Source organism: Victivallis sp., from assembly GCF_048170485.1.
In the GTDB taxonomy this organism is placed as follows: domain Bacteria; phylum Verrucomicrobiota; class Lentisphaeria; order Victivallales; family Victivallaceae; genus Victivallis.
The window spans coordinates 1-16,167 of the sequence record NZ_DBEXAY010000239.1; the positions used below are offsets into that span (position 1 = coordinate 1).

17 protein-coding genes are annotated in these 16,167 nt (G+C 62.2%); 7 read left to right on the top strand and 10 right to left on the bottom strand.

Annotation, left to right across the window (positions count from 1 at the left end; translation table 11 throughout):
* Positions 1-88 precede the first annotated feature (88 nt).
* Positions 89-1,042, bottom strand: coding sequence for a methionyl-tRNA formyltransferase (fmt, locus tag ACMLHG_RS12435; RefSeq protein WP_417170689.1), 954 nt, complete (start codon positions 1,040-1,042; stop codon positions 89-91).
* 75 nt (positions 1,043-1,117) lie between these two features.
* Here fmt and folK point away from each other — a divergent pair, with 75 nt between their 5' ends.
* The 7 genes from folK to ACMLHG_RS12470 all read left to right on the top strand — a co-directional run bounded on the left by folK (position 1,118) and on the right by ACMLHG_RS12470 (position 5,702).
* Positions 1,118-1,603, top strand: a complete 486-nt coding sequence (gene folK, locus ACMLHG_RS12440) for a 2-amino-4-hydroxy-6-hydroxymethyldihydropteridine diphosphokinase (RefSeq protein ID WP_417170690.1) — start codon at positions 1,118-1,120, stop codon at positions 1,601-1,603.
* A 153-nt stretch (positions 1,604-1,756) separates the two neighbouring features.
* Positions 1,757-2,137 carry a hypothetical protein gene (locus ACMLHG_RS12445; protein WP_295808566.1) on the top strand — a complete coding sequence of 127 codons (381 nt, stop codon included), beginning with the start codon at positions 1,757-1,759 and terminating at the stop codon, positions 2,135-2,137.
* 115 nt (positions 2,138-2,252) lie between these two features.
* The gene (locus ACMLHG_RS12450; protein WP_294433360.1) at positions 2,253-2,828 is read left to right on the top strand and encodes a hypothetical protein; all 576 of its coding nucleotides are present in this window, start codon (positions 2,253-2,255) and stop codon (positions 2,826-2,828) included.
* 78 nt (positions 2,829-2,906) lie between these two features.
* Positions 2,907-3,296 carry a YkgJ family cysteine cluster protein gene (locus ACMLHG_RS12455; protein ID WP_417170691.1) on the top strand — a complete coding sequence of 130 codons (390 nt, stop codon included), beginning with the start codon at positions 2,907-2,909 and terminating at the stop codon, positions 3,294-3,296.
* Positions 3,297-3,917: a guanylate kinase gene (gmk, locus tag ACMLHG_RS12460; protein ID WP_417170692.1), complete on the top strand. Its 621-nt coding sequence runs from the start codon at positions 3,297-3,299 to the stop codon at positions 3,915-3,917.
* Positions 3,910-4,455 (top strand): flavoprotein, encoded by a 546-nt coding sequence (locus ACMLHG_RS12465; protein WP_417170693.1) that lies wholly within the window; start codon positions 3,910-3,912, stop codon positions 4,453-4,455. Before gmk ends, ACMLHG_RS12465 begins: the two co-directional genes overlap by 8 nt.
* Positions 4,452-5,702, top strand: a complete 1,251-nt coding sequence (locus tag ACMLHG_RS12470; RefSeq protein ID WP_417170694.1) for a hypothetical protein — start codon at positions 4,452-4,454, stop codon at positions 5,700-5,702. Before ACMLHG_RS12465 ends, ACMLHG_RS12470 begins: the two co-directional genes overlap by 4 nt.
* On the opposite strand, the gene holA is transcribed toward ACMLHG_RS12470, so the two are convergent.
* From holA to rpsR, 9 genes are all read right to left on the bottom strand, one after another.
* Positions 5,659-6,729: a DNA polymerase III subunit delta gene (gene holA, locus ACMLHG_RS12475; protein ID WP_417170695.1), complete on the bottom strand. Its 1,071-nt coding sequence runs from the start codon at positions 6,727-6,729 to the stop codon at positions 5,659-5,661. The two genes, ACMLHG_RS12470 and holA, sit on opposite strands and share 44 nt — an antisense overlap.
* Positions 6,730-6,737: 8 nt before the next feature.
* Positions 6,738-7,715: a glycosyltransferase gene (locus tag ACMLHG_RS12480; protein WP_294433352.1), complete on the bottom strand. Its 978-nt coding sequence runs from the start codon at positions 7,713-7,715 to the stop codon at positions 6,738-6,740.
* A gap of 7 nt (positions 7,716-7,722) precedes the next feature.
* Positions 7,723-9,537: an ArnT family glycosyltransferase gene (locus ACMLHG_RS12485; RefSeq protein ID WP_417170696.1), complete on the bottom strand. Its 1,815-nt coding sequence runs from the start codon at positions 9,535-9,537 to the stop codon at positions 7,723-7,725.
* A complete protein-coding gene (locus ACMLHG_RS12490; protein ID WP_295808552.1) occupies positions 9,538-10,683 on the bottom strand; it encodes an aminotransferase class I/II-fold pyridoxal phosphate-dependent enzyme in 1,146 nt (381 codons plus the stop codon).
* Positions 10,684-10,763: 80 nt separating this feature from the next.
* The gene (gene mazG / locus ACMLHG_RS12495; RefSeq protein WP_294433348.1) at positions 10,764-11,585 is read right to left on the bottom strand and encodes a nucleoside triphosphate pyrophosphohydrolase; all 822 of its coding nucleotides are present in this window, start codon (positions 11,583-11,585) and stop codon (positions 10,764-10,766) included.
* A gap of 16 nt (positions 11,586-11,601) precedes the next feature.
* Entirely contained in the window at positions 11,602-13,917 is a 2,316-nt protein-coding gene (gene bamA, locus ACMLHG_RS12500) for an outer membrane protein assembly factor BamA (RefSeq protein WP_417170697.1), read from the bottom strand.
* A 69-nt stretch (positions 13,918-13,986) separates the two neighbouring features.
* Entirely contained in the window at positions 13,987-15,405 is a 1,419-nt protein-coding gene (dnaB, locus tag ACMLHG_RS12505; RefSeq protein ID WP_417170698.1) for a replicative DNA helicase, read from the bottom strand.
* A gap of 3 nt (positions 15,406-15,408) precedes the next feature.
* Positions 15,409-15,861: a 50S ribosomal protein L9 gene (gene rplI / locus ACMLHG_RS12510; protein WP_417170699.1), complete on the bottom strand. Its 453-nt coding sequence runs from the start codon at positions 15,859-15,861 to the stop codon at positions 15,409-15,411.
* A gap of 20 nt (positions 15,862-15,881) precedes the next feature.
* Positions 15,882-16,118, bottom strand: coding sequence for a 30S ribosomal protein S18 (gene rpsR, locus ACMLHG_RS12515; protein WP_294433344.1), 237 nt, complete (start codon positions 16,116-16,118; stop codon positions 15,882-15,884).
* Positions 16,119-16,167: the final 49 nt, after the last annotated feature.

A 16,167-nucleotide genomic window follows, 5' to 3' on the forward strand; every position in this document is an offset into this window, starting at 1 on the left:
TTTGCCTTTCTTTTCCATAACTCTTTACCATTCAAAAATTGTTTCCAGAACCGGACGGGCGGCCGACGCCCCCGCCGGAAAGGTGCCGTCAGGGCAGGATAACCGGTTTTTCTCCGCGCAGACCGTTGAGAAATGCGACCGCCGGCATGGCGCGACGCCCGGGCGGAGAAAGTTCAATGATCTCAATCGCACCGGAACCGCAGGCGACGATCAGTGCATACTTGTCCGCCTGCAACACCGTTCCGGGCTCCCCGCCGAGGTCGCGCCGCGGCAGTACCCGGGTCAGCGTCACCGGCATTTCGCCGCGGGTGGTCAGCATCGTACAGCTCGCCCCCGGCCACGGATAGTAGGCGCGCACCATCGCTTCGATATCATAGGCGCTCAACGCCCAGTTGATCCGCCCGTCCGATTTCCGGATCTTGGTGCAGACGGTGGCCTCGGTGTCATCCTGCGGCATCGGCTCGAGTTCACCGGCCGCGATCGAGCAGAGAGTGCCCGGCGTGATCTCGGCGGCAATCACGCCGAGTTTCATTTCGAGCATTTCACCGTATTCCCGATGATCGAGCGGCACCCGGATCGAACTGTAGATCGGGCCGGTGTCCAGCCCACGCTCCATCTTCATGAAGCAGATGCCGGTCTCGGCATCACGGTTGAGGATGCACTGGGTAATCGGCGACGCGCCCCGGTAACGGGGAAGCAGGGAGGCGTGAATGTTGACGCAGCCGAGCGGCGGCAACTCGAGGAAGTCGCGACGCAGAATCTGCCCGAAGGAGACCACCAGCACGAGATCAGGCTCCTTTGCCCGGAGTCCGGCGAGGAACTCCGGCGTGTTGACATTGGGAATCTTGTCAACCGGGAGCCCCATCTCCTCCGCGGCGGCGCCGACAGGGGTCGGCGTCGGCTTGCGGTTGCGGCCGGCGGGGCGGTCGAGCTGCGTGCCGACGCCGACCAGCCGGAGCTGGGGAGCGACGGCGACCGCCTTGAGGACCGGCACGGCAATCTGGCCGGAGCCGAGAAAATAAATTTTCGGTTGATTCGTCATCACATCTCTTTGCAAAAGGTGAAATCCGGTGCGATAATAAATATAAAACGCAATCTGCAAAAAAACGAGCCGTTTATGTTAAAAACTGTGAAAATTGCCATTTTAATGGGAGGAAATCTCGGAAATTCCGCGAAAATCTTCGAACAGGCCATCCGGAAACTGACGGAGAACGGCGTCCAGTCGATCCGGCAGAGCCGGATTTACCGCACCGCGCCGGTGGACTGTGTTCCGGGGACGCCGGATTTCTCCAACGCGGCGCTGACCGGAGAGTGGACCGGCACGGCAACCGATTTGCTGGCGCTGACCCAGCAACTGGAACGGGAGGCGGGCCGCCCCGCCCGACACTCCAGCCGGGAGTCGCGGACGCTCGATCTGGATCTGATTCTTTTCGGCGGGGAGTGCTTTGATTCTCCGGCGCTGACGCTGCCTCATCCGCGGGCGCGGCAGCGTCTGTTCGTGTTGGAACCGCTGGCGGAGATCGCGCCGGAAATGCGATTCCCCGATACCGGGGAGAGCGTGGCCGAAGCGCTCGCCCGGCTGCGGACGGAAGCGGAGGCGTAATTTCTCCGTCCCTCCGGGAGAAATGGAACGGTTTCGCAGAAAAATCCTGAAAAAAGCGGGCAGTCACCGTTGCGGCTATTGCAAAAATCGGAACCGGGAATATGTTAATTATAGAAAGTACTCACAGTTCCACCTACCCGGAGGATGCAGCAAATGGATGGGTTTCAATTTCCGACAGTTACCTTGTGGATCGTCGCCGCGCTCACCTGGATCGTGGTGATGATGGGAGTCGCACAGCTCTCCCGCTTCTATACAAAGTTCCGGGAGGCGCGCCGGGAGCTGGACGCCAATCTGCTGGGCATGGCCGGGCAGCTCAAGAAAATGCAGACCACGCTGACCGAACTACTGGTGGAACAGCGCCGGCTCACCCGGCTGCAGGTCGAGCTGCTCGACCTCAAACGCGCCGAACTGACCGGAGACTTCGAAATCGTCGAGGAACCGGTGGCGCCCGCCGCCGCCCCGGCGGAGAAGGAGGAGTCGCCGGAGCCGCCGCCGATCAAACGGCCGCCGGAGAAATTTCCTAAAATTATCTGATTTTTCCGACTTTTTACTGGACAATCGAGGGGAAATGTGATAAAGTACATCCGATAAGATGGGAAAACAGATTTTTATCTCTTTTACAACAACAATATTCGGGAGTTCGTCATCTATGAAAAAGTTCCTTCTGGCATTGACAATTGCAGGGTGCATTTTTGCCGGCGTTCCGGCGCAGGCCGCCAGCTCCGGCAGCGATTCGGAAATCGCCGAAAAGCTCCTGCTCTACATCCCGAACCGCCTGATGGACGCGCTGGACATGTTCACCGTCAACCTCGGCGTCGGTCCGATCGTGGAAGCTCAGCTGATGGCCACCCGCGCGGTCTGGGGCGGCGCCGGCATCGGGCTTGCGTACAAGGCGTACAAGGCGCACAACCGTCAGTACGGCTTCGGCATTGAAGAGGGCTGGTACTGGTCGTTCGTCACCATCAGCGATGAAAATTACAGCGTGGTGGACAGCACCCCGCTGGTCAAGAGATACATCGAAAACCGGGCCGGATTCCCCACCCCCGACATGCGGATCTACGACTTCTTCGAAGGCAAGCGGGACTACTGGGCCATCGGCGGTTCTCTCGGCTGCCTGGTCACCGGCGACCTCTACATTCACCCGGTGGAGTGGTTCGACTTCGCGCTCGGGTTCTTCTTCATCGACATCAAGGGTGACGATTTCACCTTTGACGATTTCCGGTAAATTCCGGCAAACAGAGAGAGGGGCGGGTATTTCCGGCGGAATCCGGGAGTACCCGTTCGACGTTTTATGGGAAACCAAATGGAGCAGTTTCACTGCCTGCGGTGCGGCAACTGCTGCCGCTGGCCGGGCGCAGTCCGGGTCGGCGAGGCCGAAATCGACGCGATCGCGGCCTATCTCGGAATTCCGCTGGAGCAGTTTCTGGCGGAGTACACCGAACTTCTGCCGGACAGAACCGGTCTGACTCTGCCGGAAAAACCGGACGGCAGCTGCTGCTTTCTGGAGGAGGGCGAACCGGCACGCTGCAGAATCGACCCGGTGAAACCGGTTCAGTGCCGCCGTTTTCCGGAGCACTGGAACTTCCCCGGCTGGGAAGAGGAGTGCGCAGCGGGCAGAGCGCTGGCCGCCGCAGAGAAGCAGGAGGCGGAAATCGGTTCCTCCGCAAAAACAAATGCCACAAGGGAGGCCTGAATGAAAAAACTCGGTACGATCATCGTGCTTTCCGGTCCGAGCGGGGTCGGCAAATCCACGCTGGTGGGGCGCGTCCGCCAGGCGATGCCGGAGTTGGAATTTTCCATCTCCTGCACCACCAGAAAGCCACGCCCCGGCGAACAGCATGGCGTACACTACTACTTCCTCGAGCCGGAGGAGTTCGAACGCCGGGTCGCCGCCGGAGAGTTTGTGGAGCATGCGCAGGTGTTCGCCAACCGCTACGGCACCCTGAAGTGTGAGGTGCTCGACCGGATTCGGAGCGGCAGTTCGGTCGTGCTTGACATCGACGTGCAGGGCGCCATGCAGATCCGGGCCGCCGCGGCGAACGATCCGGAACTGGCCCGCGCGACCGTGTTCGTCTTCATCGGGCCGCCCTCGGTCGCCGTGCTGGAGCGCCGGCTCCGCGGCCGCGCCTCCGACTCTGAAGAGCAGATCCGGCTGCGGCTGGAAGGCGCGCGGCGCGAACTCGCCTGCTGGAACAAATACGACTATCTGGTCATCAACGACGATCTGGATGTGGCGGCGGAGGAGATGACCGGGCTGTTCCGCTCCTTCGCGCTCCGCACCGCGGCGATTCCGGAGGATCTCTTCCATGAGTAAGCGCATCGTCCTCGGCGTCACCGGCGGAATTGCCGCCTACAAGGCGGCGGAGCTGTGCAGCACCCTGGTACGCAATGGCTTCACCGTTCAGGTCATCATGACGGAAAATGCCCGGAAGTTCGTCACGGAGCTCACCTTCCGCACCCTCTCCCGCCAGCCGGTGGTAACGTCGCTCTGGGAGGTGCCGGAGTGGCGTCCGGAACACGTGGCGCTGGCGTCGCAATGCGCTCTCTTCGTCGTCGCGCCCGCCACGGCGAATTTCATCGCCAAGCTCGCCTGCGGCATCGCGGATGACGCTTTGACCACCTTTGCGGCCACCTTCAACGGGACGACTCTGCTGGCACCGGCCATGAATCCGCAGATGTGGCAGCACTCCGCCTGCCGGGAGAACGTGGAGACCCTCCGGCGGCGCGGCGTACTCTTCGCCGGTCCGGCGGAAGGACACGTCGCCTGCGGTCCGGACGGGCCCGGCCGCATGGTGGAACCGGCGGAAATTTTCGAACTGATCACCCGTCTTCTGGAACGGAGTGCCGAATGACCCCTTTCCCTGCCGGCCGCCCCTCTCTGCTCGCTCCGGCGGCACTGCTCCTGCTGTTTGCCGGCGGCTGTACGGTCTATGTGACCTCGACGCCGGATGAGTCGGCCGGACCGGCCGTCACCGCTGTTGCGGAGGCTCAGAAAAAAGGGGAGGAACCCCCTTCGGCGCCGGCGGCTCCCCGTACCACGGAAAACAGAACGGAGCCGGAAGAGACGGAACCGGAAGACCCGCTCCCGCTCCGGGAGATGCTGGCCGCCGCCCGGCGGAATATGCTGGAAATTCAGACGATCGAGTCCCTGCAGGAGCTGGCGGGGGAACATGTCGGCAACGCCAGACTGCTCCAGATTCCCGGATTCATCGACGAGCAACGCACCTCGGTCCGGAGTTACGAAGCCGACCGCGACCCCCGGCTGAAACTGCTCGATGACGCCATCGCCTACAACGATCTGCTCAGCCTCCCGGCCGGAGTCGACATGACCGAACATCGCAGGAAACGGGCGGGCGAACTGCTCGACTATCAGATTGCGGCGCTCGCCTCCCGGCTGGCCGCCAGCCGGGCGCGCCTCAAACTCGCTCCGGAAGAGGAGGAGAGACGCCGGGAGGAGAAACTCGCGCTGGAGCTGCGCGTTCTCACCGGCCTCTCGGCCGAAGAGATCGCTGAATTCAGCGGCGCCTCGCTCGCCACGCCCGCCGCTCCGCCGGAACAGGCGGATCCGCTCTACATCACCGCCTCGGAACGGCGCTCCGAAAGCGCCGGCTTCCGCCTGGCACCATCGACCGTCCATACTCTGCGGCGGCTCTACCGCGACGACGCCGCGGCCGAAGCGATGCTCGCCGAGGCGCTGTACCGCCTGCCGCGCCGCCTGGCCGGCCACTCGCTGCAGGAGACGGAGGGATACGCCATGTACGCGATTCATCTGGCCAACGCCCTGGGGGCCGCCTTTGAGATCGACCTCGATCTGAAGCACCTCCGCGACGCATGGAAACAGGTCCGGCATGCCGGACTCAAACAGGAGCTTCACCCCGGGGAGAAAAAGAGCGCGCTCGAACTCATCGACGCCACGCTGGCCTGGCGGCTCGCCTGGTACCGGCTGCTGACCGATCTGGCGCTCCCGCCGGCCGGGAAACTTCCGCCGCCGCCCGAACCGGTGAACGAATCGGCCATTCCCGGCACGCTGGAACTGCTCTGCCGCCCGGGGGAGGTCAACGGCGGGCGGTCAGCCGGAGGACAAGCTGTTCCAAAATGATGCGCGGCTCCCCGCCGCCGGAAACCAGCGCCCGGCTGGCGTTCCGGACCGCTTCCAGGTTGCCGGCGAGTTCGGCGTCGGTGAAACCGGCCGCGCCCTCACAGGTTTTAAAGGCGCGGAACGGGTGGAGCTTGAGCAGAGGATTGTCGGGAAACTCCTTTTTCAGCGACTCCGGCAGAGAATCGAATGTCCGCGGCGTAACCCGGGTTAGCTTCAGCTGCTTCATCGCCAGACGCGTCTGAATCAGCTTCTGAAATTCGCCGGAGAGCGCATACATCAGCCGGATCTCCGGCTCCCCCTGCCGCAGCATGATATCCAGCAGCCGCAGTGCCCGGGGCCGGTCGCGCCCGACGATGGCGCCGGTAAACTCCCAGCTCACCGTCTCCGGCGTGCGGCTGCACACCTCGCGGCAGTCGGCGAGCGTGATGACCGCGGCATCGCCGACGTAACTGCAGAGCTTCTCCAGTTCGTTGCGGAGCATCCCCGAATCCCCGCCGATCGTCTCGGTGAGGAACTGGGCGGCGGCCGGTTCGAGAGACTTGCCGAGCGACCCGCAGATTTCGCGCAGGCTCTCCTTCCGGCCGTCGGCGAAACGGCGGTCCGTCGCCTTCACCGCGTTGAAGATCTCCACTGCCGCACCGGCACTTTTCACCGTTTTGCAGAACGACTTGCGCTGATCCAGACCGCCGCCGTCAATCAGTACGGAAAGTTCCGGCGGCAACGGCTGGGTGAGGATCTCCAGCACCCCCGCCACCCCGTCGCCCGGCTCCCGGGCGGAAAAGAGCTCCAGATCGCGCAGGTGACGGAGCCAGACCAGTTTGGAGTCGCACAGAAACGGCGGCGTCCGCAGAGCGTCCAGAAACCGGGCGATCACCTCGTCCGGCTTGAGCTCCTCCCCGTCGCCGGCGATGATTTCCACCGCGGGATTCTCCTCGATCTCCCCGCCGGCAAGCTCGCGCGCCACCGCGCGGGCCCGCTCCTTGACGGTGAACTCGTCGTCACCGCTGATGATGACAAGCTGCCCCATGCCGGCGCCTACTTCCCGTCATCCCCGGAACGGCGGCCGAACACCTCTTCGATGAAATAGCGGGGCCGGTTGCGCACATCGGTGTAGATTCGCCCGATGTACTCGCCGATCATGCCGATGCCGACCATCTGAATTCCGGTGAAGATGAACATGATCGCGAACAGCGTGAAGGTTCCGCCGTTCGTCCAGCGGTCGCCGTCCTCGTCGAAAACGCGCCGGAAAATGATGTATAAACTCAGCAGGAAACCGCTCCCCGCCGCCAGCAGCCCGAAGTAGGTCAGCATCCGCAGCGGCGCGGTCGTCATGCAGGTGAGCAAATTGAACTGGAGGTTGATCAGCTTCCAGAGCGAATACTTCGACTCGCCCACCGCCCGTTCGCTGTGTTCGACCGGAATCTCGCAGGTGTTGCGGGCAAAACTATTCCCGAGCACGGGAATGAAGGTGCTGCGCTCGTTGCACTGCAGCATCGCCTCGACCACGTGACGGCGGTAGGCGCGGAGCATGCAGCCGTAATCCTTCATGTGCACGCCGGTGGCCTTCTGGGCGACGATGTTGACGATCTTCGACGCGGTGCGGCGGAACAGGGTATCCTGCCGGTTCTGCCGGACGGTCCCCACCACATCGTTCCCCTCCTCCGCCGCCGCGATCAACCGGGGAATCTCCTCCGGCGGATTCTGCAGGTCCGCATCGAGGGTGATGATCAGGTCGCCGCGCACCAGCGAAAACCCGGCCATGATCGCGGAGTGCTGGCCGTAGTTGCGGTTGAGGATGCAGGCGATCACCTCATCCGGATTCTCCTCGGCCGCGGCCTTCATGATCGCCGCCGAACGGTCGCGGCTGCCGTCATCGACCAGAATGAACTCAAACCGCTTGCCGGTGGAACGCAACGCCTTCAGCGTGCGGTCGATCAACTCCTGAAGGCACCCCTCCTCGTTGAAAACGGGCACCACGACGGAAACAAAATTCACCAGAGAGGACTTTTCCATTTCCCCATTACTGCTCCTCTGTTTTTTCCGGAACCTGGAAGACCCAGATGTTCCGATTGCGCTCATCTCGTTCGGATTTGATCACTTCAAGGAAATCTTCCGAAAAATCCGGTTTCTGCACGTCGACCGGCAGATTCAACTCCTTCACCGCTCGGGCAAACGACTCCCGATGTCCCGGCCGGTTGTAGACCAGCACCGCCACGCGGCAGCCCGCGTTGCGTACAAGAAAGGCGGAAAACCGGTGGAGACGGCTCAGATACCCCGCCTCTCCGGAATGCCCCTGCGCCGGAACCTCCTCCGAATCCGCCACCGGCCCGGGAATGCCCAGGTAGAACAGCATCTTCGTCGGCACATTGCTCCCCCAGCAGAAGATGCGGTCCGGCGGAATCTCCGGATACGCCTTGCGGAACGCCCGGTAAAACGGTTTTTCCGTGCGGTAGATCGTGAACGAGGGCCACACGCAATCGAAGAGAGCGGCCACCAGAATCGCCCCGCCCAGCACCGGAGCGCCAAACTGAAACGGCATCCCGGTCAGCCGTTCGAGCGCCCCGCCGGAACGGCTGTCAAACATCATGACACACAGCGTGAGAATTCCCGCAACCGGGAGCGACACCAGAAGCAGAAGCGGCGGCTCAAAGGGCGCAAACCGGTACCAGAGCGGAATCGCCGCCAGAGCGGCCACGCAGAGCGAAGCAAGGCAGATCACCAGAATCAGCATCAGCTGCCAGAGCGGGCGATTCCACTTCTCCACGCCGAACGGCCCGGCAATTCCGGCGGCGCCGAGCAGCGTGCAGTAGGGAAGCAGCGGCAGAACCCCGTACCAACGGCCGCCGGAAGCAAACGAGAGAAGCAGAAAGAGCAGCAGAGAAGCGATCAGCAGTTCCCGGATGGTTCCGGGCAGGCTCTTCCAGTTCCGCACCAGTCCGGCGATGGCGACCAGAATCACCGGCGACCACGGCAGCAAGCAGCGCGGCAGGCTGCAGAGCAACCCGACGACCGCCTCCCGCCCCGGCAGTTGGAACAGCTCAACGACGTTTGCCTGCCAGATCAGCTCCAGACCGGAAAATTTCTGCCCCGGCAGCAGTTCCAGGGGCGGAGGCAGCGGTGTGACCACCGCAAAATAGACCGGCGCGGCACAGATGGCGCCGGCCAGCAGAAACGCAAGGAAATTCGAAAATTTCAGCACCTTCCGCCAACGCCCCTCCGCCAGCAGGTGCGGCGCCACCATCACAAACGGCGTCACCAGCGCCGGCAGTCCTCCGGCCAGCGCGCCGAAGAAACCGATCAGACAGAAGCCGAAACAGCTCCAGAACCGGGTCAGCGAATCCCGCTGATAAAAGAATGCCACCGCCAGAACCGAAATCGCCAGAGAGAGCATCTCGGCGGCCGCGACCCGGCTCCAGAAGAGAAACCCGTAACTGCTCAGAAGCATCCAGCCGGCCAGCAGAGCGGTACGGCGGTCGAACAGCTTCTTCCCGAGCGACACGGTGCCGAACAGTCCGATCAGACCGGCCAGCGCGCCGGGCAGACGCACGATCAGCTCATTGAACCCGCCGTACAGCATGGCGAACGGCAGAATCAGCCAGTAGGTCAACGGCGGCCTGTCAAAATGCACCTTCCAGTTGATCGCCGGATGGAGCCAGTCGCCGGTCGAAGCCATCTCCCGCGCGATCTCCGCCCAGCGGTCCTCGGACGCCCACAGCGCGTTGTGCCCGAGAAACAGGAACAGCGCCACCGCCGCAAATCCCCAGAAAAAAATCTCACTCCGGCGGCCGGCGGGAGCTCCCCCCTCCTCTCCGGCCGGGAAACGCAGCTCCATCATTCACCTCGCCGCCAGCACGGTCTTGATCGCGGACACCACATCGTCCACATCTTCCAACTGCATATCCGGGAAAAGCGGCAGAGAACAGATCCGGTCGCTGTTGTATTCGGTCGCCGGCAGCATCCCGGCGCGGAACCCCATCACCTCGCGGTAATATTTCTGCAGGTGGGCACAGCGGAAGTGCAGTCCGGTCCCGATATTCTGCGCCTTCAGTTCGGCCATGAACGCATCCCGGCCGATCTTCGGCGTGTCGACCCGCACCACAAACAGATGCCACGCATGTGTGAAATCGTACCCGACCGGATCCGCCAGCGGACGGATCTCCGGCACATCGGCCAGCAGCTCCCGATAGCGCATCGCCAGCGCGCGCCGCTTCGCATTGATCTCGCCGATGCGCGCCAGCTGACTGACGCCGATCGCGGCACAGATGTCGGTGAGGTTGTATTTGAATCCGGGATGAAGCACCTCCGCCTGCGGCGAACGGCCGCGATTCTGCCGGTCGAACGCATCCATGCCGATGCCGTGGAACTTCCAGAGCCGGATGGCGTCGGCAAGTTCCCGGTTGTCGGTGACGAACATGCCCCCTTCGCCGGTGGTTACATTCTTGATCGCGTGGAACGAGTAGATCGCCGAACCGGTCGAACCGATGTGACGGCCCTTGTAAAAGGTCCCGAGCGCGTGCGCGGCATCCTCCACCACCGGGACGCTCCCCGCCGCGGCGCGGATGCCGTCCAGATCCAGCGCCGCTCCGGCAAAGTGGACCGGCACGATCAGCCGGGTCCGCGGCGTCACCGCCGCCCGGACCGCCTCCGGCGTCACCAGCAGCGTCTCCCGGTCCACATCGACGAAGACCGGCTTCGCCCCCGCCAGCACAATCATGTTGACGATCGAAACCCAGGTCATCGACGGCGTGATCACCTCGTCGCCCGGCCCGATCTCCATCGCCTTGAGCAGCAGGTGCATCGCCGCAGTCGCCGAAGAGAGCGCAACGCCGTAGCGGTTGCCGGTGAACGCACAGACCCCCGCCTCCAGCTCCTGATTCTTCGGCCCGTTGGTAATCCAGCCGGAACGCAGTACCGCGGTCACCGCCTGGATGTCATCTTCGTTGATTGCCGGTTTGGTAAACGGCAGAAATTCTTTCCGCATGATCTCTCTCCTCCCGGGTTCCGGACACGCCGCCGGCGCGCCCTCTATTTCCGTTTTCCCGGTTCGTTTTCCGGGCCGGGTTATTGTTCCGAGCACTCTTCCTTTTCGCGCCGTTTGGCTTCGCGCCAGAGCGCCTCCATCCGTTCAATACCGGCCGATTCGAGCGGAATCTTCTCCTTCGCCAGTTCCCGTTCGATGAACCGGAACCGGCTCTCAAACCGCCGGTTGGTCTGCCGCAGCAGCTCCTCGCTGGTCCGCCCGTGCCGGAACCGGGCCAGGTTGCTCGCCGCAAAGAGGAGATCCCCCAGCTCCGCGTCGATCTCCTCCCCGCGCCCGGAAGCCATCGCTTCCCGGAGTTCGCCCAGCTCCTCCTCGATCTTGGCGAGGATGCCGGCTTCGTCGCTCCAGTCAAACCCGACCTTCGCCACCTTCTTCTGCAGTTTTTCCGCCCGGTCGAGCGCCGAAAGCGAGTGCGGCACCTGGTCAAGAATCGATTCCGGAACGGCGGAATCCGCCTGCTCCGCCGCCTTGACCTTGCGCCAGATGGCGGTGACCTCTTCCGGCGTCTCCGCCTTCTCGTCACCGAAAATGTGCGCATGGCGGCGGATCATCTTGGAGATCACCCCGCGAAACACATCCTCCGCGGTAAACTCCCCCTTCTCCTCGGCGAGCACAATCTGAAACAGTGCATTCATCAGCACGTCGCCGAGCTCGTCGCAGATCTCCGGCGCGCTGCCGCGGTCGATCGCGTCGAGCAGTTCAGCCGTCTCGCCGGCCAGACTGCGCCCCAGCGTCTCCCGGGTCTGCGCCCGGTCCCACGGACAGCCGTCCGGTGCACGGAGCCGCTTCAACAGTTGAATCAGCCCCTCAGCGGTCGGTTCATACATCTCTTCTCCAGCCATTGCCGCCCCTCCTTCGTCAGAACGTGAAGCCCATGTTGAAGTGGAACCGGAGCCGGTTGGCCTCGTGGTCCTGATTGTTCACCACCGGGTAGGCCAGATCCAGTTTGATCGGCGCATTGACCACCGGCAGCTTGATCCGCAGTCCGTAACCCACGCCGACATTCATCTTGCTGAATCCCATGCTGTAGGAGTTGCGCCACGCATTGCCGGCATCGGCAAAAATCGCGCCGCGGACCGGTCCCCAGATCGGATGGGTCACCTCGGCGGTCAGCAGCAGCATCGTCTGGCCGCCGATGTTCCGCTGGTTCACCACCGGCGAAACCGTGCGGTACTCAAAGCCGCGGATCGAATCACTTCCGCCCAGGAAGTAGCGTTCGAAGATCGGCACATCATCCTCGCGGTTGAATGCGGCCACGGTTCCAATTTTTCCGCCGACCATCGCGATGATCGCCTTGTCAAAGAAACTCATGTAGTAGCTCCCCTTCCCTTCCAGCCGGTAATAGTTGCTGGAGGAACCGAGCACCTTCGGCGTGAGCGAGCCGAAGAAGTTGATGTTGTAGCCGCTGGTGGGGTCGGTCAGACTGTCGCGGGTATCGCGACCGATCATGATCGACGGCTGGCTCACGTAGCTGCCGCCGTCAAGATTGTTGCTCTTCATGTAGTATTTGAGGTGATGACCGAGATGGTTCACATCGACATGTTCAAACTTGTATCCGACCGTCACCTGGGTGAAATCGTCGAAGATGCGGCGCGACAGCGAGGTGCGCACCCCGATGCGCTCTTCATCCCACTGGTCGTACTCCACCTCGTTCATGTAGCCGGAGAGTTCGAAGCGCAACGGCAGGTCAAACAGCCACGGTTCGACAAAATCCGCATTGAAGCCGGTGTTGTCCACACCGAAGATACCCTGCAGCCGGAACCGCTGGCCGCCGCCGTAGAACCAGTTGCCCGGATTGGTGATGTCGAAGTTGTTCGATGAAATTTCCGCCATACCGAAGACGCTGTTCACATCCGACGCGCCGCCGCCGATGCGGAAGTTGTAGCGGCTCTCCTTTTCCTTGACCGTGATCTGGACATCCTTCTCGTCGAGCGCATCGGCACCCACCGCGGCGGCCTCGACCTTCTCGAAGTAGCCCATCCCCATCAGGCGCTGTTTGCTCACTTCAATCCGGTTGCGGTCCACCGGGTCGCCCGGCTGAATCGCCAGCTCGCGCCGGATCACCTTGTCCTTCGTCTCGGTGTTGCCGACGATGACCACGTCGCGGACATGGTACTTCCGCCCTTCGGTCACCTCGAATTTGACGTCCACCTTGTGCTTCTCGAAATCCTCGCTGCGCACCGCGCGGCAGACGACGTCGGCGTAACCGAGCGACTCGTACATCGCCGTGATCGCCCGGATCGTCGCATCCTCCAGCGACCGCGAAAAGGTCTCCCCGGTACGGAGCTGGAAAAGCGCCTCCAGCTCCGCATTGGTGAACACCGTGTTCCCGGTGACGGAGAGCTTGTCCACCTTGTACGGTTCCCCTTCGGTCACCTTGAAGTCGATATCGATGTACTCCGGATCCTCCGGCGTCGGCGTGATCTTCACCTCATCGATCGTGAAGTCGAGATACCCGAGATCGTGGTATTTGTCGCGCAGCCGCGCCTTGTCCAGCTCCAGTTCGCCGCGGTTGAGCAGTCCGTAGTTCAAATAGTCGTTGACGAACGGCAGCCAGTTCATGTAGCTGTACTGGTTGTTGATCGAATGGCGCAGATCCCACTGGCTGAACACGGTCGCCCCGTCGAACCGGACGTCGTTGACCCGCTGCTTGAGATGTTCGGCAATCCGGAAGGTCAACTTGACCCGGTCCTGCCCGTCCGGCTCCACCACCGGGGTGACGGTCGCGTCGGAGTACCCCTTCTCCTGATAAAACTTCCGCAGCTTTGCGGCACTCTCGCGCAGCTCCCGGTCGTTCAGCAGCCCGCCTTCGACCAGAGAGACCTCCCGCGCGAGTTCATGCGCCTTGTACTTCTCGTTGCCCTGATAGAGGATCTTCGACAGCCGCGGCTTGAGCCGGATCCGGAAGGTGACCTCCACCTTGTCCCCGGGCAGTTCACGCACCTCGGAAACCACGTCCGCATAGTTCCCGGTATTGTAGAGCCGCTTGACGTCCTCATCGAGGATCTCCCGCTTGAACTCCATCCCGGGGCGGAGCTGCACATTGAAACGGAGCTGTTCCACCGGGAGCTGCTGCGTTCCCTGCTGGTCAAACTTCACTTCGCCCACTTTCGCGGCAAACACCGGAACCGACGCCAGCGCCAACACGGCGGCGGCCCCTCCCAATCGTTTCACCCAATTCACGTTGCTGGTCTCCCTCGGGTACTGTTCAGTTTCAAATCAATACATCTTATGGGAGGAAAACTATTTCGGACAGTCTTCCTCACTGTACGGCGCCGCCGGAAGAAACTCCATCCGCGAGGGGAAGAAGAGCAGCTTGAGATTTCCGGTCCGGCCGTTACGATTCTTTTCAATGATCCACTCCGCCTCGACGCTCTGGTTGGGCGAAGAGACCTCCTTCGCATCCTCACGGTTGCGGTGGAGGAAGGTGACAATATCGGCGTCCTGCTCGATCGTACCGGATTCGCGCAGGTGCGCCAGTTTCGGACGCGCCCCCGCGCCCGCAGTCTTATCCACTTCACGGTTCAGCTGCGCAAGCACCAGAACCGGCACTTTGAGGTCCTTGGCCAGCTTCTTGATGCCGCCGGAAATTTCGGCGACCTCCTGCTGACGGCTGTCCACCCTGCCGTCGGCGTGCATCAGCTGAAGGTAGTCGATGACGATCACATCGATGTTCTCCTTCATCTTCAGCCGGCGCGCCTTGGCGCGAAGTTCCGCAATGGTGATGCCGCCGGTCGGGTCGATGAAGATCTTCGCCTTCTTGAACGCGGCGACCGCCCCGGTGAGCCGGGTAAGTTCACTGTTCTGGAAGGTCTTGTTCCAGAACACCGACTCCGACAGCCCCGCCTCCGTGCACAGCAGGCGCCTGGCGATCTGCTCGGCCGTCATTTCCAGACTGAAGAAGGCCACCCTCCGCGGGCGCGGCGACCGGGTCGGCAGCGCCAGATTGCGGATCACATTCAACGCCAGACTGGTTTTCCCGATCGACGGCCGGGCGGCGAGCACGAACATCTCCCCCGGTTTGAGTCCGCCGGTGTAACTGTCGAGCTGGGCGTAGCCGGTCGGAATGCCAACCTCGACTTTGCCCTCGTAAATATCCCAGAGCATGTGGAATTCGTCTTCAATCTTGTCACAGATTTCGACGATGCTGCTGGTCTCTTCCTGACTGCGGACATTGAAGATATCGGTTTCAATCTCTTCGACAAGCCGGCCCGCATCGGCATCGGAATCATAACACTTGAGCAGCGATTCGCTGCAAACATCGATCATTTTGCGCAGAATGTAGTATTTGCGCAGAATCAGACACCACGCCTCGATGTTGACCGTGGTGGAAATCGCACCGTCAAGTTCCGCAAGAAAAACCTCTCCGCCGACCGCGTCAAGCTTGTTGAGCGTCCGGAGACGATGGGCCACCGAAACCAGATCGACGGTCTGATCCGGATCGTTGTAAAGGTCGATGATGACCTGAAAAATCTCCCGGTGAACATGGGAATAGAACACTTCCGGATCCCGGAAGTGTTCTATCACCGTATTGACGCAGCTGTCGGGGTCCCGCAGCATCGCCGCAAGGACCGCCCGTTCAACCGCGGGATCGTGCGGCTGGGCCCGGTCGGGCAGAATCCCGGCCGGACGCGACGCCGACGCTCTCTTGTCATCACTCATGCATCAGCCCCGGACAACCCAGACCTTCAGCTTGGCGACGACATCCGCATGGAGCTTGGCCTCCACTTCGAAACTGCCGAGCGTCCGGATCGGCGGCTCGACCTTGATGCGGCTGTGCTCAACAGCGCAACCCTGCGCGGCCAGCTGCTCGGCAATCATGCGGGCCGTGACCGAACCGAACAGCTGATCGTCGTCGGTCGCCTGCATCGGAATCGAAATTTCGATCCCGGCGAGCTTCTCCGCCAGCGCCTTCGCCTCGGCGAGCTCCTTCTCGCGCCGCGCCGCGATCAGCGCCTTGCGCGATTCGATGAGCCGGAGCGTTCCGGGCGTAGCCTTCGCCGCCAGACCTTTCGGAATCAGATAGTTGCGGGCATACCCCGGAGCGACATGCACCTCTTCGCCGGCCAGCCCGAGCTTTTCGACGTCGTCGAGGAGGATCAAACTAACGTTAGCCATCTGTTACTCCCTCCTTTTTCTCAGTAGACCAGAGCGATGACGCGCGCCCGCTTGACGGCGGCGGCCAGCATCTTCTGGTGATCCAGGCAGGTACCGGTGATCCGGCGGGGCATGATCTTGCCCTTTTCCGTCTGGAACTTCATCAGCGTCTCAGCATCCTTGAAGTCGATGTACGCGACCTTCGCTTCGCAGAAACGGCAAACCTTCGGCTTCGCCGGCGATCTGCGGCGACCTTGTCTTTTCGCACCCTGCTGCATAATGAAACATTCCCTTTCGTTCTATAGAAATACTCGTTTTTCTCGTCTG

Excerpts from the sequence above, each read along its gene's own strand:
- fmt (WP_417170689.1), bottom strand. The coding sequence starts at position 1,042 with ATGACGAATCAACCGAAAATTTATTTTCTCGGCTCCGGCCAGATTGCC.
- folK (WP_417170690.1), top strand. The coding sequence starts at position 1,118 with ATGTTAAAAACTGTGAAAATTGCCATTTTAATGGGAGGAAATCTCGGA.
- ACMLHG_RS12445 (WP_295808566.1), top strand. The coding sequence starts at position 1,757 with ATGGATGGGTTTCAATTTCCGACAGTTACCTTGTGGATCGTCGCCGCG.
- ACMLHG_RS12450 (WP_294433360.1), top strand. The coding sequence starts at position 2,253 with ATGAAAAAGTTCCTTCTGGCATTGACAATTGCAGGGTGCATTTTTGCC.
- ACMLHG_RS12455 (WP_417170691.1), top strand. The coding sequence starts at position 2,907 with ATGGAGCAGTTTCACTGCCTGCGGTGCGGCAACTGCTGCCGCTGGCCG.
- gmk (WP_417170692.1), top strand. The coding sequence starts at position 3,297 with ATGAAAAAACTCGGTACGATCATCGTGCTTTCCGGTCCGAGCGGGGTC.
- ACMLHG_RS12465 (WP_417170693.1), top strand. The coding sequence starts at position 3,910 with ATGAGTAAGCGCATCGTCCTCGGCGTCACCGGCGGAATTGCCGCCTAC.
- ACMLHG_RS12470 (WP_417170694.1), top strand. The coding sequence starts at position 4,452 with ATGACCCCTTTCCCTGCCGGCCGCCCCTCTCTGCTCGCTCCGGCGGCA.
- holA (WP_417170695.1), bottom strand. The coding sequence starts at position 6,729 with ATGGGGCAGCTTGTCATCATCAGCGGTGACGACGAGTTCACCGTCAAG.
- ACMLHG_RS12480 (WP_294433352.1), bottom strand. The coding sequence starts at position 7,715 with ATGGAAAAGTCCTCTCTGGTGAATTTTGTTTCCGTCGTGGTGCCCGTT.
- ACMLHG_RS12485 (WP_417170696.1), bottom strand. The coding sequence starts at position 9,537 with ATGATGGAGCTGCGTTTCCCGGCCGGAGAGGAGGGGGGAGCTCCCGCC.
- ACMLHG_RS12490 (WP_295808552.1), bottom strand. The coding sequence starts at position 10,683 with ATGCGGAAAGAATTTCTGCCGTTTACCAAACCGGCAATCAACGAAGAT.
- mazG (WP_294433348.1), bottom strand. The coding sequence starts at position 11,585 with ATGGCTGGAGAAGAGATGTATGAACCGACCGCTGAGGGGCTGATTCAA.
- dnaB (WP_417170698.1), bottom strand. The coding sequence starts at position 15,405 with ATGAGTGATGACAAGAGAGCGTCGGCGTCGCGTCCGGCCGGGATTCTG.
- rplI (WP_417170699.1), bottom strand. The coding sequence starts at position 15,861 with ATGGCTAACGTTAGTTTGATCCTCCTCGACGACGTCGAAAAGCTCGGG.
- rpsR (WP_294433344.1), bottom strand. The coding sequence starts at position 16,118 with ATGCAGCAGGGTGCGAAAAGACAAGGTCGCCGCAGATCGCCGGCGAAG.